General features: G+C 70.2%; 14 protein-coding genes and 2 pseudogenes. 12 read left to right on the forward strand and 4 right to left on the reverse strand.

The genetic code is table 11. The annotated features are described in order from the left end of the window. The first annotated feature begins 38 nt into the window (after positions 1-38). From BJF85_RS24135 to BJF85_RS24160, 6 genes and pseudogenes are all read left to right on the forward strand, one after another. A complete protein-coding gene (locus BJF85_RS24135; protein WP_075850233.1) occupies positions 39-947 on the forward strand; it encodes an LLM class flavin-dependent oxidoreductase in 909 nt (302 codons plus the stop codon). A gap of 333 nt (positions 948-1,280) precedes the next feature. Then, a pseudogene (gene glf / locus BJF85_RS24140) lies at positions 1,281-2,416 on the forward strand (UDP-galactopyranose mutase). 127 nt (positions 2,417-2,543) lie between these two features. Beyond that, the gene (locus BJF85_RS24145; RefSeq protein WP_075850299.1) at positions 2,544-3,032 is read left to right on the forward strand and encodes a phosphatase PAP2 family protein; all 489 of its coding nucleotides are present in this window, start codon (positions 2,544-2,546) and stop codon (positions 3,030-3,032) included. A 29-nt stretch (positions 3,033-3,061) separates the two neighbouring features. Further along, positions 3,062-4,012 (forward strand): decaprenyl-phosphate phosphoribosyltransferase, encoded by a 951-nt coding sequence (locus BJF85_RS24150; RefSeq protein WP_075850234.1) that lies wholly within the window; start codon positions 3,062-3,064, stop codon positions 4,010-4,012. A gap of 13 nt (positions 4,013-4,025) precedes the next feature. Then, positions 4,026-5,552 carry an arabinofuranosyltransferase gene (locus BJF85_RS24155; protein ID WP_075850235.1) on the forward strand — a complete coding sequence of 509 codons (1,527 nt, stop codon included), beginning with the start codon at positions 4,026-4,028 and terminating at the stop codon, positions 5,550-5,552. Next, on the forward strand, positions 5,531-6,118 hold the full coding sequence (locus BJF85_RS24160) for an arabinofuranosyltransferase (protein ID WP_075850236.1): 588 nt from the start codon (positions 5,531-5,533) through the stop codon (positions 6,116-6,118). Before BJF85_RS24155 ends, BJF85_RS24160 begins: the two co-directional genes overlap by 22 nt. A 226-nt stretch (positions 6,119-6,344) precedes the next feature. Here the strand turns inward: BJF85_RS24160 and BJF85_RS24165 are convergent, their stop codons facing one another. Beyond that, entirely contained in the window at positions 6,345-9,188 is a 2,844-nt protein-coding gene (locus BJF85_RS24165; RefSeq protein ID WP_075850237.1) for an arabinosyltransferase domain-containing protein, read from the reverse strand. Between the two features lie 186 nt (positions 9,189-9,374). Between BJF85_RS24165 and BJF85_RS24170 the strand changes: the two genes are divergently transcribed. The 3 genes from BJF85_RS24170 to BJF85_RS27770 all read left to right on the forward strand — a co-directional run bounded on the left by BJF85_RS24170 (position 9,375) and on the right by BJF85_RS27770 (position 13,235). Next, positions 9,375-10,889, forward strand: coding sequence for a hypothetical protein (locus BJF85_RS24170; protein ID WP_075850238.1), 1,515 nt, complete (start codon positions 9,375-9,377; stop codon positions 10,887-10,889). Positions 10,890-10,950: 61 nt separating this feature from the next. Then, positions 10,951-13,002: a glycosyltransferase family 39 protein gene (locus BJF85_RS24175; protein WP_075850239.1), complete on the forward strand. Its 2,052-nt coding sequence runs from the start codon at positions 10,951-10,953 to the stop codon at positions 13,000-13,002. Between the two features lie 11 nt (positions 13,003-13,013). Beyond that, positions 13,014-13,235 (forward strand): hypothetical protein, encoded by a 222-nt coding sequence (locus tag BJF85_RS27770; protein WP_075850240.1) that lies wholly within the window; start codon positions 13,014-13,016, stop codon positions 13,233-13,235. 68 nt (positions 13,236-13,303) lie between these two features. Here BJF85_RS27770 and BJF85_RS24185 read toward each other — a convergent pair whose 3' ends face one another. Beyond that, complete coding sequence (locus tag BJF85_RS24185) at positions 13,304-14,059, reverse strand: decaprenylphospho-beta-D-erythro-pentofuranosid-2-ulose 2-reductase (protein WP_075850241.1); 756 nt, start codon at positions 14,057-14,059, stop codon at positions 13,304-13,306. Next, entirely contained in the window at positions 14,056-15,456 is a 1,401-nt protein-coding gene (locus BJF85_RS24190) for an FAD-binding oxidoreductase (RefSeq protein ID WP_075850242.1), read from the reverse strand. The genes BJF85_RS24185 and BJF85_RS24190 overlap by 4 nt, the downstream gene beginning before the upstream one ends. 152 nt (positions 15,457-15,608) lie before the next feature. Here BJF85_RS24190 and BJF85_RS24195 point away from each other — a divergent pair, with 152 nt between their 5' ends. Further along, complete coding sequence (locus tag BJF85_RS24195) at positions 15,609-16,040, forward strand: GtrA family protein (RefSeq protein ID WP_075850243.1); 432 nt, start codon at positions 15,609-15,611, stop codon at positions 16,038-16,040. 189 nt (positions 16,041-16,229) lie between these two features. Continuing rightward, the gene (locus BJF85_RS24200) at positions 16,230-18,104 is read left to right on the forward strand and encodes a glycosyltransferase (RefSeq protein WP_255375910.1); all 1,875 of its coding nucleotides are present in this window, start codon (positions 16,230-16,232) and stop codon (positions 18,102-18,104) included. Between the two features lie 69 nt (positions 18,105-18,173). On the opposite strand, the gene BJF85_RS24205 is transcribed toward BJF85_RS24200, so the two are convergent. Beyond that, positions 18,174-18,416, reverse strand: coding sequence for a hypothetical protein (locus BJF85_RS24205; RefSeq protein ID WP_075850245.1), 243 nt, complete (start codon positions 18,414-18,416; stop codon positions 18,174-18,176). A gap of 173 nt (positions 18,417-18,589) precedes the next feature. Here BJF85_RS24205 and BJF85_RS24210 point away from each other — a divergent pair. Next, positions 18,590-19,365, forward strand: a pseudogene (locus BJF85_RS24210) (ESX secretion-associated protein EspG). Positions 19,366-19,465: the final 100 nt, after the last annotated feature.

Below are 19,465 nucleotides of genomic sequence, written 5' to 3' on the forward strand. Positions count from 1 at the left end.
GGCGACAGCGGGGGCGCACACCGATAGCGTGTGGCGCCGTGCGCGTTGGCATTGTGATTCTCCCGGAGGACCGCTGGTGGGCGGCCGAGCCGAAATGGCGGGCCGCGGAGGAGTACGGGTTCGACCACGCCTGGACCTACGACCACCTGGGGTGGCGGAACCTCGTCGACGGGCCGTGGTTCGGGGCCGTGCCGACGTTGTCGGCGGCGGCGATGGTGACCTCGCGGATCGGCCTCGGCACGTTCGTGACCTCGCCGAACTTCCGGCATCCGCTGACGTTGATGCGCGAGGCGATCACGCTCGACGACCTCGCCGACGGACGTCTGCTGCTCGGGATCGGCGCGGGCGGCACGGGCTACGACACGACGGTGTTCGGCGAACCGGAGCTGACCCCGAAGGAGCGGGCGGACCGGTTCGTGGAGTTCACGACGACCCTCGACGGGCTGCTGCGTGAGGACCGTCACGAGCATTCCGGCGAGTACTACGCGGTGCGCGGCGGGCGGAACCTGCCCGGCGCGGTGCAGCATCCGCGGCCGCCGTTCGTGCTGGCCGCCAACGGCAGGCGAATGGTCCGATTCGCCGCCCGCACCGGTGACGCCTGGCTGACCACGGGGCGAAACTCGGAGGAACTCGAGGATTGGTGGCAGGGCGTGGCCGAGCTGTCGGCCCGCTTCGACGACGACGTCGCCGCCGCGGAGCGCGATCCGGCGACCGTGGACAAGTACCTCAGCCTCGACGCCGCGCCGGTGTACTCGCTGACCAGCAAGGAGGCGTTCGCCGACGCCGCGGGCCGGGCCGCTGACCTGGGGTTCACCGACATCGTCGTGCACTGGCCGCGCAGCGGGAGCCCGTACGAGGGGCGGGAGATCGTCCTGGAACAGGTCGTCGACGAGGTCCTGCCGGGGCTCCAGAACCGCCCGCCGTCGGAGACTGACCCGAACGGGTGACACGGGGAACCGGCCGCCGGGGCCGGTGCGTCGGTCCTGACGTACGCGGGGCGTTCTGCGTGCGGGATGACCGGCGGATGTGTGGACCGTGTGAGCCGCCTCGCCGATCATTCGGGGGTGCTGGATGGTGTGCATCCGTGCGGCGAGGTCGGCGCGAAACGTCGGGGAACGTCATGCAAGGAATGACGTGAGGGAGCCTCGCCGCACGGGTGCCGCAGCGCGTCGGTAGCCTTTTGCACCGTGAGCGCGCTTACCGAAACTCCCAGCAACGGAAATGCCGGTTTCGAGGGTTATGACCTCGTCGTGGTCGGCTCCGGGTTCTTCGGCCTGACCGTGGCCGAACGTGTCGCCAGCCAGCTCGACAAACGTGTCCTCGTGCTCGAGCGCAGGCACCACATCGGCGGCAACGCCTATTCCGAGCCGGAGCCCGAGACCGGTATCGAGGTGCACACCTACGGCGCCCACCTGTTCCACACCTCCAACAAGCGCGTGTGGGACTACGTCAACCAGTTCACGGACTTCACGGACTACCAACACCGGGTCTTCGCGAAGTACCAGGGGCAGGTTTACAGCTTCCCGATGAACCTGGGACTGATCAATCAGTTCTTCGGCAAGTCGCATTCGCCGGACGAAGCGCGCGAACTCATCGCCGAGCAGGCCAGTGAAATCGACACCAAGGAAGCGCAGAACCTCGAGGAAAAGGCGATCTCGCTGATCGGCCGTCCGCTGTACGAGGCGTTTGTTCGCGGCTACACGGCCAAGCAGTGGCAGACCGACCCGAAGGAACTGCCCGCGGCCAACATCACGCGGCTTCCGGTGCGCTACACGTTCAACAACCGCTACTTCAACGACACCTACGAGGGCCTGCCGGTCGACGGCTACACCGCGTGGCTCGAGAAGATGGCCGAGCACCCGAACATCGAGGTGCGCCTGAACGTCGACTACTTCGACGTGCGCGACCGGATCCCCGCGGGCACGCCGACCGTCTACACCGGACCGCTGGACCTCTACTTCGACTATTCCGAGGGCCGGCTCGGCTGGCGCACGCTCGATTTCGATTCCGAGGTCGTGCCCACCGGCGACTACCAGGCACCCCGGTCATGAACTACAACGACGAGGACGTGCCCTACACCCGGATCCACGAGTTCCGGCATTTCCACCCCGAGCGCGAGGACCGTTACCCGAAGGACAAGACGGTCATCGTGCGCGAGTACTCGCGGTTCGCCAAGGAGGACGACGAGCCGTACTACCCGATCAACACGCCGGACGACCGGGAGAAGCTCGAGAGCTACCGCGAGCTCGCCAAGGCCGAGGCCAAGGATCGGAACGTGCTCTTCGGCGGCCGCCTCGGCACCTACAAGTACCTCGACATGCACATGGCCATCGGGTCGGCGCTGTCGATGTTCGACAACAAGATCGCGCCGCACCTGACCGACGGCGCCCCCTTGGACGGTTCGATCGATGCTTGAGAAGGACCCCGCCGTGACGACCGCGCCCGGTACGCCGGGTGCACCGGTGCACGCGAACGACGCCAGCGCCGTCGAGAACAAGGCCGCTGACAACACGGCCGCACTCACCACCCCGCCGGAGGGTGAGATCGCGGTGCTGGCGGCCGTGCAGGAGCGCATCACGACGCCGACGACGGTGAAGATCGCGCGCGGCATGTCCCACTTCGGCGAGCACAGCGCCGGGTGGTTCGGGCTCGCGCTGGTCGGCGCCGGGATCGACAAGCAGCGACGCAAGGACTGGCTGACCGCCGCCGCCGGCATCGTGGGCGCCCACGCGGCGTCGATCGCCGTCAAGCGCGTCGTGCGCAGGCCGCGTCCCGACCACCCGAGCGTGCAGGTCGGGGTCGGCACGCCGAGCAAGCTCAGCTTCCCGTCGTCGCACGCCACGTCGACGACCGCGGCGGCCGTCCTCTACTCGGGCCTGCTCGGGCGCAACGTCGTCCCGGCGGTCGTGCCGCCGATGCTCGCCTCGCGCCTGGTGCTCGGCGTGCACTACCCCACGGACGTGCTCGCGGGCGCCGCGCTCGGCGGCGCCGTCGGCGGGCTGCTGCGGCGCAGGCTGAAGCGCAAGCGCTGACCCCGAGAGCGGAGCTGACGGAGCTGACCATGAGCGAGACCACCCACGAGGCCGAGGCAGGCGAGACGAGCGTGTCGAGCGAACAGACGGCCGGCCAGGCTGCCGGCGGAAACCTCGTGACCGGACTGCTGAAGACGGCACGGCCGCGGCAGTGGGTCAAGAACGTCCTGGTGCTGGCCGCGCCGTTCACGGCGGGCGAGATCGCGAGCGGCGGCGTCCTGGTGGACGCGCTCATCGCGTTCGCGGCGTTCTCGCTCGTCGCCTCGGCGGTGTACCTGGTCAACGACGCCATCGACGTCGAGGCCGACCGCGCGCACCCCACCAAGTGCAAGCGGCCCATCGCCGCGGGCATCGTGCCCGTCCCGGCGGCCTACGTGGCCTCGGTGGTGTTCTTCCTCGCCGGCTGCGGACTCGGTTTCCTCGCATCGTGGCAGCTCAGCGTGGTGCTCGTGGTCTACATGGCGGTGCAGCTGGGCTACTGCTTCGGGCTCAAGCACCAGCCGGTGGTCGACCTGGCCATCGTCGGCTCGGGCTTCCTGATGCGCGTCATCGCCGGCGGTGTCGCCACCGGCATCGCGCTGTCGCAGTGGTTCCTGCTGGTGACCGCGTTCGGCTCGCTGTTCATGGTCGCCGGCAAGCGCTACGCCGAGGTGATGCTCTTCGAGCGCACCGGCGCGAAGATCCGCTCGTCGCTGAAGAAGTACTCGGCGAGCTACCTGCGGTTCGTGTGGGCCACCTCCGCCGCGATCCTGATCATGTCGTACTCGCTGTGGGCCTTCGAGCAGCAGCAGGCGGTGTCGGAGGGCATGGCGTGGAGCGTCATCTCGCTGGTGCCGTTCGTGGTGGCCGTGCTGCGCTACGCCGTCGACGTCGACAGCGGCAACGCCGGCGCGCCCGACGAGATCGCGCTGAGCGACAGGGTGCTGCAGGTGCTCGGCGGATCGTGGGTCGTGCTCCTCGTCATCGGCTTCTACCTCTGAGCCCCGGCCGCGCGTGAGCTCCGAGATGGACGACACCACCGTGCCGCCCACCACCCGCACCCGCGCGTACGAGGGCGGGTCCACGCACCCGGTGATCCGCGGTCCGCGGTTCGGCGCGGGCCGGACGGCCGTCGACCTCGTCGCCGCCGTCGTGGGCGCGCTCGTGCTCAGCATGGCGATCCAGTTCGTCATCGCCAAGGGCCCGACCCTCGTGCCCGACACGCACGTTCCCGACGCCGCCCTGGCCCTGCTGGCCACGGGCCTGATCGGGTGCCTCATCGGCGGTCTCGTCGTGCGGCGGGTGCGGACGGCTCCAGGCTGGGTGCGGTTCGTCGGCGCCACCGGCGGACTCGCCGCGCTCGCCACGTTCGCGCTCGCGCTGCCGCTGCTGGCCACCCGTCACTACCTGGGTGGCACGCGCGGCGACAACGAGTTCCGCCTGCGCTACTTCGAGCGCATGACCTCCGGTGCCGGGCTCGCCGACTTCAACTACGAGGGCCTGCCGCCGTTCTACCCGGCGGGCTGGTTCTGGCTCGGCGGCCGCTTCGCCAACCTCGCCGGGATGCAGGGCTGGGAGGCCTACAAGCCGTTCTCGATCGCCACGATGGCCGTCACCGCCGCGGTGACGTTCGTGCTGTGGCGACTCGTGGTCAGCGGCCGCATCGCCGTGCTGGCGAGCCTCGCGACGCTCGTGATGGGGCTGCACGTGCCCGCCGTCGGCGAGCCGTACGCCTGGCCGACCACGGCCTGGCTGCTGCCCGTCCTGGTGCTGACGTGGACGTGCCTGCGCCGTTCCGGCGGGCCGCTGTGGCCGTTCGTGCTCGTCGGCGTCTACCTCGGCGTGTGCGCGATGACGTACACGCTGCACCTCGTGTTCGCCGCGCTCGTCGTCGTGGTGCTGGCCGTCGTGGCCGGTGTGCTGGCGGTCCGCGAGGGCGGAGATCGCGGCTCCGTGGTGCGGGGTCTGGCCGGCCGGGTGGCCGTCGTCGCCGGGGTGTCGGCGGCGCTGATGCTCGTCGTGTGGGCGCCGTACCTGTTCGGCGGCGGGATCGGCGCGAAGAACGTCGCCGCCCAGTACCTGCCCGCGGCCAGCGCCTACTTCCCGACGCCGTTCACGCCCAGCGGACCGGTGGGCATCCTGTGCCTGGCCGGCCTCGTGTGGGCCGTCGCGCGGCTGCGCTCGAGCCGCGTCGCGGTGGTCGTCGTCGTGACCGTCGCGGCCGTCTACGTCTGGTACGTCCTGTCGACGCTGGCGCTGGCGTTCGACACGACCCTGCTGGCGTTCCGGTTCAACGTGACCGTCAACGTCACCCTCGCCATCGCCGGCGTCTTCGCCGCGTCGAGGTGTTCCGGTGGGCGCTGCGCCGGGCCGAGGAGCGGGTCGCCGAGCGCAGGGCGGCCGCGGAGCGGGCCGAGGCTGCGGATGCCGAGTCCGGGGCTGCCGCTGTCGGTGGGGATGCCGGTGCGCAGGTCGAGGAGCAGGGTGTCGAGTGGCGGCGGCGGATCGTCGCCGTCGGTATGGTCGTCGCGATCGGCATGACGGTCGCGGTGTTCCAGGAGTCCATGCGCGGTCCGATGTCCGGCGGCATCGAGCACGCCATGACCAGCTACTTCGACAACGGCCGCACTCCCGAGAGCCGGCACCACGTCCCCGGCGAGGAGGAGGACGAGGGGATCTGGAGCGGGCAGTTGCTCGCGACGATCGACGAACTCGGCACCGGCGTGCCCGAGCGGGAGACCATCCTGTCGGAACAGCACCACATGAAGGTGTTCCGGCCGTTCTGGGTGTTCCACGACCACCGGCCGCACTACACGAATCCGTTGTCGCAGCACGCACAGCGGGCCGCGGAGATCGACACGTGGGCCGAGGCGTCCGACCCGGAGCAGTTGTACGAGCGGATGCACGACGGTCCGTACCGGGCCCCGACGATGCTCGTGCTGGAGAAGGGCCCGGAGGGCAACTACTTCTACACGGTCAAGTACAGCACCTTCCCGCGGAAGGTCGCCTCGCTCGGCCGCCCCGTCACGTTCGACCCGTCCCTGTTCGACTCCCCCCGCTTCGAAACCCGTGACGTAGGCCCCTACGTGGTAATCGCCGTCCGCTGACCCGAACCGCCGTGTCAGCACCTGGCGTCGCCGTGTCAGCACTTGGGGACGCCGTGTCAGCACCCGGCGTCGCCGTGTTGGCATCCCACGGCGCCGATCGCCGAGTTCTGCGTTCCACACCGAGAGTTCTGCACGCGACACCGCGACATCTGCGTACGTGAAACGCCAACACCGCGTCGTGGGGTGCTGACACGGCGACGTGGGGTGCTGACACGGGTCGTGGGGGTCAGGGGGTGGGGTAGTGGAGGCGGGAGATGCTGATCGGTTCGGTGAGCTTGTCGCCGCGCAGGTAGGTGGGCACGGGGGTTTCCGTGGCGAGCTGCATCAGCGGCACGTACGGCCCGCCGGCGGAGGCGATGTACGACACGCTGGCGATCGCCCGGATGTGCGGGCCGGAGGCGAATCGGTACTGCACCGGTTCGACGACCCCGCCTGCCACGGACGGCGCCCGCCGACACGGCAACGTGAACGCCCCGACCCAGTCCAGCAACACCGGCTCCGACGCGGGCACCAGGTCCTGTACCGGCACGACCTCCGGCAGTCGCGGGGTGCCGACGTCGGCCGTGCCGTCGCCGCCGCGTTCGTCGACCATCGTCACGCGAACCTGCGCGGCAGCACCGGGATCGAGGCGCACGTCCGTCCACTCCGGATCGACGTCGACCTCCTCCGACCACAGCACGCGGCCGTCGGCGTCGCCGAACTCGGCCGTCAACGACACCTCGCCCGAACCGCGCGCGGGTAGCACGACGGGCGGCGCCGACGGGGAGCTCGCCGCGTCGGGCAGGCGGTACCAGGAGGTCGTGACGCTGCCCGCGTTGCCGTCGCTGCGCCACACGGGCGCCTCGGCGCTGCCGTACGGCCGGGCGAGATCGCCGCGCGGGAACTCGCCGTTCTCGACGAAACCGTCCATTGTGGCCGGTCCGGACGGGGTGAGGACGCCGGCGCCGATGTCGGGTTCCACCTGCAGCCACCGTTCGATACCGCACGGATCCCCGCCGAGCGCCGCGAGGTTCGACGCGCCGGTGGTGTAGGTCTGCGCGCGCGGCACCATCGCGTAGGCCATCGTCCCGACGAGCGCGCCGACGACGCCGAACGCCACGACGGGCACGAACCACGCGGGCGTGCGCAACCATCGCCAGGCGCCCACGAGGCCCGCCAGGGCCACGGCGAGCCCGCCGACGAGCGCCATGTCGGCGGCGTCGATGTTCGCCACGCCGGGCAGTACGTCGGCCCATTTGACGTTCAACCCGCCGAGGAACCACCACCGCAGCGGCGCCGCCAGCCCGATCGCCACGGCGGCCGTCAACGCGACGCACACCAGCGACAACTGCCAGGCGCGTTTCAGCGCCCCGCGCGCGAGCGTGTGCACGACGACGGCGACCAGCAGCGTGCCGACGCCGCCGAGCGCGCCGAAGTGGTGGGTGTACTTGGTGGGCGTCAACGCGAGCGCCGCGAAGTACAGCACCGTCGCGATCAGCAGGCGGCGCGTGGGCGTCAGCGCGAGCTTGGGCGTGCGGCGCGCGACGAGCAGCACGGTCAGCACCGCCACGCCGAACCACAGCAACAGCACGGGCATCCGCCGGTTCGTCCCGCCCTGCGCCTGGTCGAACAGCCACTCGTACCGCTTGCCCTCGCCGAACACGCCGTAGCTGGGGCCGATCTCGGTGCGCACCTGGGTGGCGTGCAGGACGGCGTCCAACGGCTGGCCGTGGAACATCAACAGCAGCACCGACGCGCCCGCGCCGAGCAGGATCGCCGGCGCGCGCGGGCCGTACGCGCGCAGGACGGGCCACGCCGCGGGCAGCGCCACGAGCAGCTGGAACGCGACGGCGACGCCGGTCGGCGTGATCGTCGTCGTCGCCCCGGCGGCCACGACAGCCCCGGCGAGCAGCGACAGCCGCCGCGTCGCGATGCCGCGTTCCAGCAACGCCAACGTGACCAGCGAGCCGAACAGCACCCACGGTTCCGGGCGCAGGCCGATTCCGAATTGGACGGTCCACAGCAGGAACACGCCCGCGGCCGTCCACCGGGCGAGCGTCAACCGGCCCTTCGCGAACCGGGGCAACAGCAGGCGGTCGATGATCCACCACGACGCCAGGCACAGCAGCAGCGACGGCACGCGCATCCACAGCGTCGTCGTGCTGATCTCCGCCCACGGTCGGTACAGCTCGTAGAACCAGCTGAACGGGGCCTCCGGCGCGTTGAACCAGCGCATGTAGTTGCCGACGAAGCCCGTGTGCTCGGCCGACAGGATCATCGTGACGATGTAGCCGTCGTCCGTTGTGGACGCCCCGATCACGGCCCACACGGCGAGGACACCGACGACGACCGCATCGGCCACCCGCGGCCGGGCCCACAGCGCGGGCAGCAACCGCACCCGCCGGCCACGGCTCCCCGAGTCCCGGCTCCCCAACTCCGAGCGACGCCCCAACTCCGTGCGGCGCAGGACGAACAGCATGCCGACGAGGCTCGCCAGCGCGACGAGTCCGGCGGCGATCTTGAGCGCGCTCGGACTCGATTCGTAGCGCGTGTCGGGGGTGACCTCGACGCTCAGGTCTCCGGCCTCGGTGGCCTCGGTGGCGTCGGTGAACAGGCCGTTCACGGCGGGACGTTCCGGTATGGCGCCGATCCGCTCACCGTCGACGTGCACGACGGTGCCGTGCTCGTCGGCCGTCACCGTCCATGCGCACGTGTCGGCGCGCGGTGCGGCCACGAGCTGTTCGTCGCCGAGCGACACGGTCACCTGGTCACCGGCGACCGTGACGGCGAGCCCGTCCGGCGCAGGCTGCTCGCCGCCGGGTCCGGTCGTCGACACCAGCGTGCCCCCGCCCGGCCCGAGCGCGGCGAGGTCGGCGCAGGAGAACGTGACGTCGAGCCGTTCGGGTGCGTACGGCAGCAGTGGCAGCGCACGGTCGCCGGGGGAACCGTCCGGCCAGGTGTGGGTCACCGGGTCGTGCGTGACTGGGGCGAGCATGAACAGCACCGCCGCGAGGGCGGACAACAGTCCCAGAACGACGGCCCACGGGCGGCGCGCCGCGCTGGGTTCGGGGGCGGTCGCGGTGGCTGCCACGGCGGAAACTCTAGATAACCGAGGTGTGGCTCGGCGTGAAGCCCCCTGGGACACGCGGGCGCATCGGATACGTCAATCGGACATCACCGTTGCAATACCCAGCGGTAACCGACTGCGCCTGTAAGGATGAGTCGACGCTGGTCCGAAAGGCGCATTCGTCGCCATTTCTCATGCAGGAAGAAAAGAATGTCAGCATCCGTTCGCACGGCCGGGATCGCGGGCGTGTCCGCCCTGGCCGGGGCACTCGCGTTCCTGCTCACGCGGACGAGTCTCACCGACGACGCCTACATCACGCTCACCTACGCCAGAAACCTCGCGGTGCACGGCGAATGGGGAATCATCCCCGACGCGGCGAGCAATTCCGCGACGTCGCCGTTGAACGTTCTGCTCCTCGCGCTCGGCACCGCGATCACCCGCCTGTTCGGGGAGGCGCAGCCGATCGCGGCGTTGGGTGCGGTCACGGTGGGCGCGACGGCCGCGCTCGGCTGGGCGTGGGCACGTCTCGCCGCAGCCCTGCCGTTCCCGCTGCCGGTGGCGCTGCTCGGGGTCGCGGTCGTGGTGACGAACCCGTTCGTGCTGTCGGCGATCGGCCTCGAGGTGCTGCTGGTGCCCGCGGTGCTGGCCTGGTTGGCAGCGGCGACGGCCGAACGCCGGCCGGTCGTGTTCGGCGTGGCCGCCGGGCTCGCGCTGCTGGTCCGCCTCGACCTCGTCGTGTTCGTGGCGGTGCTGGCGCTCGTCCTTGCCGCCGGGCCGTGCGCGCGCGGCCGGGTGCGGGCGCTGCCGGCCGCCGCCGGGGCCGCGGTGGCCGTCGCGGCGCCCTGGTTCGTGACCAGCTGGGTGGCGTTCGGCTCGGCGGTCCCGGACACGCTCGTGATCAAACAGTCCCAGGACGGCCTGTTCGACCCGTGGACCTACGCGACCGGCCTCGGGCTGTACCTGCGCTCGGACAGCGCCGTGGTGCTGCTCGGCCTGGTGCCCGCGGCGGCCGGCGCCGTGGCCCTGCTGGCCGCGCTGGGAATGCTCGCGGCGCGGGTCGTACGACGAGTGCCCGACGAGGGACGTCCACCGCTCGGGGCGGCCGTGGGACTCGGACTGGGCGGCGTCGCCTACTACCTCGTCTACATCGCGCTCGGGGTCGGGCCGTACCACTGGTACTACGCACCGCCCCTGACGGCGCTCGCGATGTGCGGGGTGCTGGCGCTCGCGTCCGCATACGGCGCGCGCCGCGCCCGCGCCGCGCTCGCCGCCCTCGTCGCGATGGCGCTCGTGGTGGCCACGACCGCGGTCGCCGAGGTGGGCCGCGGAGTCCCGTGGCGGTCGCCGGCGATCTTCGGCAACTGGGCGAGCGCCCAGGACTACGCGCGCGTGGGCGAGGAGATCGGGCGGATCGTCGGCGACGACGTCGTCCGCTCGCCCGGCGAGATCGGCACGCTGGCCTACTTCTGCGAATGCCGCATCGTCGACGCGTTCTCCGACCGCGGACGCATCCCCGAGCTGCTCGAGGCGCGCCTCGCCGACTCGGGTTCCGTCGCATCCGCGCTGCTCGAGGTCAACTACCTGTGGTTCGACCGCGACCGCGAGCCACTGACCCCGCGTTATCAGATCCGGTACGAGTCCGGGCCCGGCGACGGGCCGCGCACATGGACCGTACATTCCGACGCAAAGGGCACAGGCCACTTCAGCCTCGTCCGTATCGGCTGACGCAGCGGTTCGGTTCCGAGGCGAACCCGGTAGCTTGTCCGTGGTCGAACGGGTAGGAGCGATGACGACGACACACGATGCGGACACGCCCAGGACCGCGCAGGACGGCGAGCAGGGCACGGCAGCCGCGAGCAGCGACAACGTGACCGACACCGGCACCTCCGCAGACCCCACCGTGTCCGATCCGCCCGCAGGCACCTCAGACAAGGCCGACGCAGGCGCGTCCCCGGACCGGCCGGGCGGCTTCCTCGCCCGGGTGCGCCACGGCCGTGACCCGATCGCGTGGATCCTCGGCGTGCTGGCCGCCGCGGTCGCCTCGGTGTTCGTGATCGTCGACCTGGCGTGGAACCAGGGCTCGTTCATCGCGCCGCTCGACGACGTCTACATCCACCTGCAGTACGGCAAGCAGCTGGGCAGCGGGGAGCTGTTCCGGTTCAACCCGGGCGATCCGATCAGCACGGGCGCCAGCAGCATGCTGTACACGTTCGTGCTCGCGTTCGGCCACCTTCTCGGCTTCACCGGCAACGGCCTGCTCGGCTACGCCGTCGTGCTCGGCATCGTGTGCGCCGCGTTCGCGACCGGGCTCGCCTACCACCTGGGCCGCGTGCTCGTCGGCCGCGCGACCGGCGTGTGGACCGGTGTCCTGACCGCCGTGTCCGGCCCGCTGATGTGGGGCGCGGCCAGCGGCATGGAGGTCGGCCTCACCGCGCTGCTCGCGACCGGCGCGGTGTACCTGTTCGTGCGCGAACACCTCGCGGGCCGGTTCCGCTGGACGCCCGTCGTGGGCGTGGCGCTCGCGTTCGTGCGCCCCGAGGGCATGGTGCTGGCCATCGCGCTGTCCGGCGCGATGCTGTGGACGACGCTGCGCCGCCGCCGCGAACACAAGGCAGACGGCGCTGACGGCGGCGGTGCGCCCGCGAGCCGCCGCGCCGCGCTGTGGACACTGCTGCCGCTGCTCGCGCCGATCTGCCAGTACGCGTTCTACCGCATCGCGACCGGCACGTTCAGCGCCAACGGCGTGCAGTCGAAGTCGCTGATGTCCGACCGGCCGCAGTTCTACATCGGCGACTTCGTCAACCGCGCCATGGACAACCTGCGCGGCGCGGTCGGCTTCTTCAACGGGATGTCCGGGCAGAACTACGCCTTCCCCGGCATGCTCGTGATCTTCGTGCTCGGCCTGGCGTACGTGCTGGTCAAGCACCGCACGTGGCGTCCGCTGGTGATCGCGATGGTCGTCGGGTTCGCCGGCATCGTGGCGTCGGTGTCGACGCTGTCGACCGCGCTGATCCACGAACTGCGCTACTTCCAGCCGTTCCTGCCGATCTACATCCTGTTCACGGTGATCGGCCTGTACGCGCTGTCGCGCCTGGTGGCGCGTGGCCGGTTCCGCACCGCCGCGCTGCACCTGCTGCCCGCGATCGCGCTGCTGTACTCGCTGGTCGCGCTGCCGCAGTGGGCGTGGCGGTTCGGCTGGGAGGCCGCGACGATCCGCGACACGAACGTGTCGGTGGCCCAGTGGCTGCGCGGCAACCTGCCGCCGAACTCCGTGGTCGGCGTGAAGGACGTGGGCGCGGTCGCCTACTACAGCGGGCACCGCGTGGTCGACACGATCGGCCTGACGTCCAACGGCTTCGCCGAGGCCAGCAACCACGGGCCCGGCGCGTTGTACGAGCAGCTGCGGTCGCTGCCGCCCGAGGACCGGCCCGACTACTTCGCCGTGTACGAGCAGTGGCCGGGCGCGCCGATGGGCGCGTTCGTCGACACCGGGGTGTTCGTCACCGAACCGACGATGACGTTCGAACTCAACGTGCCGCGCGACTCGTCGGGCTGGAGCATCGTGCCGTTCGACGAGCTGAACGTGTACGAGGCCGACTGGACGCTCGCCGGCACCGGCGACCGCTCGCCCGTCGACGGCGACGTGCGCGCCCACCTCGACGTCGGCTCGCTGCAGTCCGAGCTGGACCACGAGTACGAGGCCAACATGGAGCAGCCCGGGGTGCAGCCGTACACCGATCTGCGCCGCCAGGACGGGATCATCGACAGCAGCCGCTACATCCTCGGCGGCGAGACGTTCCGCGTCGCAACCTCGAGCCCGGCGAGGACGCGACGCTGACCAGCCGCGTGATGGTCAACGGCATCGAGCAGTTCGTGCGGGTGCGCGTCGACGGCGAGGAGGTCGGCGTGTGGAACCTCGGGCCGAACCGGGAGAGCTGGGAGACCCGCTCGTTCGACATCCCGGCCCGCTACATCGACTCGCCCGACGCCGAGATCACCCTCGAACCGGTCCGCCCCCTCCTCAGCCCCTACCCGGAATACACCAGCTACGGCTACTGGGTCACCCAGTAGAGCGCCCGTACGAGAAAAGCCCCCGAAGGCCCATCGGCCTCGGGGGCTTTTCTCGTGCCGGGGACGGCTCAGATGGGGAGCTTGCGGAAGATCGGGCGGGGGACGTGCCGCAGGGCCGACATGACCCAGCGGAACGTGCCGGGCGCCCACACGAGCTCCTTGCCGCTGCGGGCGGCGCCGACGGCGATGTCGGCGACCGACTCGGCGGTCTGCTCGAGCGGGGCCTTGTCCATGCCCTCGGTCATCTTCGTGCGCACCTGGCCGGGGCGCACGACCGTCACCTGCACGCCGTACGGGGCGAGCGCCTCGCCCAGGCCCAGGTAGAAGCCGTCGAAGCCGGCCTTGGTGGAGCCGTACACGAAGTTCGACCGGCGCACGCGCTCACCGGCCACCGACGACAGAGCGATCACCGCGCCGTGCCCCTGCTGCTTGAGCCGCTCGGCCAGCGCCACGCCCACCGACACGGGAGCGGTGTAGTTGACGGTCGCCATCTCGACGGCCTGCGCGTGGTCCTGCCACGCCTCCTCGGCGTCACCGAGCAGGCCGAACGCCACGACCGTCACGTCGATGTCGCCGCCCGAGAACGCCTTGTCGATCACCAGCGGGTGCCCGTCGGTGTCGGCGGCGTCGAAGTCGACGGTCTCCACGTCGGCGCCCTTGTCGCGCAGGCGCCGGGCGGCGTCGTCGAGCCGCGGCGACGGGCGCCCCGCCAGCACGACGCGCATCGGGCGTTCGGCGAGGTACTTCTCGGCGATCGCCAGACCGATGTCCGAGGTTCCGCCGAGCAGCAGCAGCGACTGGGGGTTACCCACCGCGTCGATCACAGTTCCAGCCTCCTGGCCATGTCGGAGATGAAGATGCCGTAGGGGTCGACGGAGTGGCGGACCTTCTTCCACTCGTCGAGACGCGGGTACATGCGGTGGAACGTCTCCGCGGTCGTGCGCGAGTCCTTGGCGGTGTACAGCCGCCCGCCCGCGGCGAGGACGTCCTCGTCGAGCTCGGTGCAGAACCGGCCGACGTCGCCCTGCACGGCGAAGTCGACGCTCAGCATCCACCCCGGCGTCGGCCACGACATCGGGGCGCGGTTGGACTCTCCCATGCGCTTGAGCACGTTGAGGAACGAGTAGTGGCCCGAGCGGGCGATCTTGCCGCAGATGCGCTTGAGGTCGTCCTCGCGGCCGAACGGCACGGAGAACTGGTACTGCAGGAACCCGTTGGGCCCGTACGCACGGTTCCACTCGGGCAGCATGTCCAGCGGGTGGTAGAACTGCGTCAGGTTCTGGATCTTGCCGCGGGCGCCCTTCTTCGGCACCGTTTGCTGCCACAGGTTGTTGATCGTGCCGAACGTCAGCTTGTTCGCCAGCCCGTGCGGGAAGACGTTCGGGATCGTCATCAGGTGCGGCGCGTCGAACTTCAGCGGATCGGCGCGCAGCTTGTCGGGCAGCTGGTCGAGCGTGGCCAGCGAGCCGCGGGAGAACGTGGCCCTGCCGTGCTTGGCGTCCGTCGCGATCAGGTCCGGCACGGCCATCGAGTAGTCGTAGCCGAGGTCCGAACCGTTGGTGAACAGTTCGAGCGTCTCGTCGAGGTTCGCGGTGCGGTCGGCGTCGACGACGAAGTACGCGGTCTCCGTGTGCTTCATCCGGATCTTCGCGCGCACGATGATGCCGGTCAGGCCGATGCCCGCGACCGTGGCCCAGAACAGCTCGGACTCCGGGCCGTCGGGCGTCAGTGTGCGGACGCGGCCGTCGGCGGTCACGAGGTCCATCGACAGCACGTGGTTGCCGAAGCTGCCCGCGGTGTGATGGTTCTTGCCGTGGATGTCATTGGCGATGGCGCCGCCGATCGTCACCTGCCGTGTGCCGGGCAGCACCGGAACCCACAGGCCGTACGGCATGGCGGCCCGCATCAGCGCGTCGAGGCTGACGCCGGCGTCCACATCGACCACGGCGTTGTCCGGGTCGATCGAGTGGATGCGGTTCAGCGCCGTCATGTCGACGACGAGACCGCCCGCGTTCTGGGCCGGGTCGCCGTACGAACGGCCGAGTCCGCGCGCGATGACTCCGCGCTCCCCGGCCTGGGCGACGGCCCGGGCGATGACTTCGGCGTCGGGCGTGGTCAGCACGGTCGCCGTGGTCGGCGAGGTCCTGCCCCAGCCGGACAGGGTGCGCCGTTCGATGTGTCGTTCGGGAGTCGGTGCGCTCACTCGAGTCAGGGTAACCATCTCGAGATAAGGCCTGTCTCCGGACTCACAATGTCGCATCCCTACACTCATTGGGCGGCAACACGTGAATCCGGATTCGACCCGACAGCCGCGGCGGGAACGCACGCGGGAGAGCGCGAGGGTGCAAAGGATGCAGCGGTGACAACGATGGAATCTTCCGCAGGTCAGGCGGCGAAGCGGCATCGCCGGGGTTCGGCGCGCAGATCGCGCGGTTCGTCCTGATCGGAGGGTTCTGCGCCCTCGTCGACTCCGGTCTGTACTGGCTTTTGTTGCAGGGCGGCACGTGGGTGCATTTGGCGAAGGCGATCAGTTTCATCGCCGGAACCACCACGGCCTATTTCCTTAACCGACGCTTCACATTCACGGGTGCGCGAAAGGGCGGCGCCGGCCAGATCGGCGGGTTCGCCGCGCTGTACACGACGACGTTCTTCGTCAACGTCGGTACGAACGCGCTCATGCTCGCGACGCTGTCGGCCGACTACACGTGGCGCGTCGCGACGGCGTGGATCATCGCTCAGGGCACGGCCACGGCCATCAATTTCGTGATGTTGAAATGGGTCGTGTTCCGCGAGGCCCGCGACTGAACGGGGCGCGAGCCTCATGCGAAACCACCCACGCGGGGCCTGTACCTTACTGGCGTTCGTCCGGGGCGCGGGTGCATCGGCCGACCCCGGCGAATGCACCGTTTTCGATCACGCAGTTCGGTGGCCAGCACTACTTGGAGGACGCCACTCATGTCCGGTGAAGCAACAGTGACCGAGGCCGGCAGCCCGATGGCCGGCGCGCTGTTCACAGCCCACACCCCGGCATCGGGGCGTCTGCTGGCCCAGCGGGGCCTGTTCGAGGGCCCGTCGCCGATCGTCAGCAAGGACCTCTACCTCGAGGTCGTCGAAGGTGTCGCGTCGCGGGACCGCGAGACGGTCACCCTCGAGGCGTCCGCGAAGGCCACCGGCAACACCTACTTCGGCCGGTTCCCCGCGTCGTACTGGCAGCGCTGGTCGACGGTCCGTTCGGTGACCGTCGAGGCCGTCGTCAGCGGCTCCGGCACCCTCGCGGTGCGCGCCTCCGACATCGACGGCGAGATCCGCACGATCACCGCGCACGAGGTCACCGACGTCGTGCAGCGCACCGTGACGCTCGAGGCGAAGCTCGACAAGTTCCTCGACGGCGGCGCCCTGTGGCTCGACCTCGAGACCGACTCGATGGAGCGGCTCACGGTCGCGCAGGTGCGCTGGACCGTCGAGGCCCCCGAGACGATCCGGCCGACCGCGGTGACCATCTGCACGATGAACCGCGCCGACGACTGCCTGTCGAACCTGCGCACGCTCGCCGACTCGCTGCCCGCGCTGGAGACCCTCGACGCGATCTACGTCGCCGACCAGGGCACCGACACCGTCGACTCGCGGGACGGGTTCGGCGACGTCGCGGCCGCCCTCGGCGACAAGCTCAAGTACATCAAGCAGCCCAACCTCGGCGGCGCGGGCGGATTCACCCGCGGCCTCTACGAGGTCGCCGACGCCGCGGCCACCGACCACGCCAACGTCCTGTTCATGGACGACGACGTGCTGCTCGAGCCGGACATCGTCATCCGCATGACGGCGTTCTCCAACAAGGCCGCCAACCCGATGATCGTCGGCGGCCAGATGCTCAACCTGCTGCACCCGAACCAGCTGCACGTCGGCGCCGAGTACGCCCAGCTGAACGCGCTGCAGCCCGGCGTGCCGGTCCAGCACAGCCTCGAGACCGCCGACCTGCTCGGCGTCGACCGCAAGACGGGCAAGAAGAACCGCCAGGAGCGGCGGCTCGACGCCGGCTACAACGGCTGGTGGTCCTGCCTGATCCCGTCCGAGGTCGTGCGCAAGGTCGGCTACCCGATGCCGTTCTTCTTCCAGTGGGACGACGCCGAGTACAGCTACCGTGCCCGCGGGGCCGGGTTCCCGACGGTGACGCTGCCCGGTGCGGGCGTGTGGCACGCCGACTTCCACTGGAAGGACTGGGACGAGTGGCACCGCTACTTCAACCTGCGTAACTCGATCATCACCGCGTCCCTGCACAGCCCGTTCGACCTGAACGTGCTCTCGCGCGTGCTGATGGCGCAGGTGGTGCGCTACCTGCTGGGCATGCAGTACGGCCTCACGGCCACGCTGATCAAGGCCGTCGAGGACTTCCTCGAGGGCCCGGAGATCCTGCACGACGGCGGAGTCGCCGCGATGAAGGAGATCCGCGAGATCCGCGCCCAGTACCCGGAGACCAAGCGGCACGACCCGACGAACGTGCCGGGCATCCCGTCCAACGACATCGTCCTCAACAACACGGCCCCGCGGCCCAGCCTGCAGCGGATCATCCTGCTCAAGCGCATCGTGGACCGGCTGGCCGGCCGGCACCGCTTCGGCATGGGCGCCATCCCGGCCGACGAGGCGCACTGGTGGCACGTGTCGCTGTTCAAGACGGCCATCGTCACCGACGCCTCCCAGGAAGGCGTGCGCGTCCGTTCCTACGACAAGGACCGCATGATCGACCTCGCCAAGCGCGCCTTCGAGGTCATCAGCAGGCTCCGCAAGGAGGGGCACGCCGTGCAGGCGCAGTACAAGCGCGCCATGCCCGAGCTGACCAGCCGCGAGAACTGGAAGCGCCTGTACGAGCTGTGACACCGGGCCGGGCGGCTGCGGACCCAAAGGGTCCGCAGCGGCCTTGCCGGGCTCGACTCAGGCAACGACTCAGCGCATGCCGAAGACCTTGCCGGACCGTTGCAGGTCGTCCACGTAGGCGACCGCGACATGGGCGAAGTTGATCTGCAGCGCGCGGTCGTCGGCGTCGCGGACGCTCTGCACCGAACCGTGATCGAGATGCAGGTTCAGCTGCTTGGTGACCTCGTCGACGACATCCGGGTGCAACGGGAACACGAGCGGCTCCCCGCCACTGACCAGGTGCAGCACGAGTGCGGGTTTGGAGTCGGCCATACGTCAACCTGACCACCCGGGTTCGCCCGCGGCAACACGGTTCGCTGACAGCGGAGTCCGGCAGAGTTCGGCGGTGTTCCCAACTGGCGGTCCGGTTTGCCGGACACGCCCCGCCCGATGATCGCGGGCTGCTAACGTTCCAACCCGCACGTGCAGCACAGGCCGGGGGAGAGATGGCGCATTCGTTCTCGCTGCCGCTGGTGGCAGCGGACATTCTGCTGGCTCAGCTGGGACTCGGGAGGTCGCCCTTCCCGTTCGACATCCCACACATCGGCACCACGCAGTCCCAACGCGCCCAGGTGCGCGAAGCGGTGTTCTACGACCTCGAGAAACGCGGCCTCGCCCGCGGCGGACAACCCGACCCCGAACTCCGGACCGCCGTCGAACTGTTCGTCCGCGCGCCCCTCGTCGTCGGCCTCGTCGGCAAGATCGACGACGACGAGGAGATCCACGCCCGCGCCGTGTCCGACCGGCAGACCGGACTGCTCGTGCGCCAGAAGGACAACGAACTCGTCTTCACCGAGGTCCGGCCCACCAACTTCGTCGCCGAACTCGTCGACCTGCTGCCCCTGACCAAACCCGCACCCGGGCAGTCCATCACCGTGCCCTCACGCCCCCCGCGGCGCACCACCGGTGGGGGTGGCGAAGGCTACGACCCCTTCCAGGCGTCCAAGCCCCACGCTCCGCGCAGAACTCCGCCCAGGACCGCGCCGTGGCCAGGCTGTTCGAGAAACCCATGAAACGCGTCGGGTTCCTCACCGCCTTCGTTCCCGGCACCGACGGCGCCCCCACCAAACTCGACCCCGTCATGTGGTTCGACAACGACGACGGCCGCCACATGGGCGCCCAGCGCTCCGCCGACGACGGTCAGATCTGGGCCACCTACGCCCCCGCCGACAACGCCAGGATCGTCACCCAGCTCTACACCCAGTTGGAGCCGTATTTGTGAGGCCCGCGTAGCGGGGCGCGTGAATGCTCCCGAGGGCCCTTTGGTTGCGTTCAACGCGACCATCGGTCCCTTGGTAGCGCTCAACGCGACTATGGGGCCC

The sequence above is a fragment of the Saccharomonospora sp. CUA-673 genome (assembly GCF_001942305.1).
GTDB lineage: Bacteria > Actinomycetota > Actinomycetes > Mycobacteriales > Pseudonocardiaceae > Prauserella.

Bases quoted from the DNA above. Each gene is read 5' to 3' on its own strand.
- BJF85_RS24150 (WP_075850234.1), top strand. From the start codon at position 3,062: ATGAGCGAGACCACCCACGAGGCCGAGGCAGGCGAGACGAGCGTGTCG.
- BJF85_RS24160 (WP_075850236.1), top strand. From the start codon at position 5,531: ATGGTCGTCGCGATCGGCATGACGGTCGCGGTGTTCCAGGAGTCCATG.
- BJF85_RS24170 (WP_075850238.1), top strand. From the start codon at position 9,375: ATGTCAGCATCCGTTCGCACGGCCGGGATCGCGGGCGTGTCCGCCCTG.
- BJF85_RS24175 (WP_075850239.1), top strand. From the start codon at position 10,951: ATGACGACGACACACGATGCGGACACGCCCAGGACCGCGCAGGACGGC.
- BJF85_RS27770 (WP_075850240.1), top strand. From the start codon at position 13,014: ATGGTCAACGGCATCGAGCAGTTCGTGCGGGTGCGCGTCGACGGCGAG.
- BJF85_RS24190 (WP_075850242.1), bottom strand. From the start codon at position 15,456: ATGGTTACCCTGACTCGAGTGAGCGCACCGACTCCCGAACGACACATC.
- BJF85_RS24200 (WP_255375910.1), top strand. From the start codon at position 16,230: ATGGCCGGCGCGCTGTTCACAGCCCACACCCCGGCATCGGGGCGTCTG.
- BJF85_RS24205 (WP_075850245.1), bottom strand. From the start codon at position 18,416: ATGGCCGACTCCAAACCCGCACTCGTGCTGCACCTGGTCAGTGGCGGG.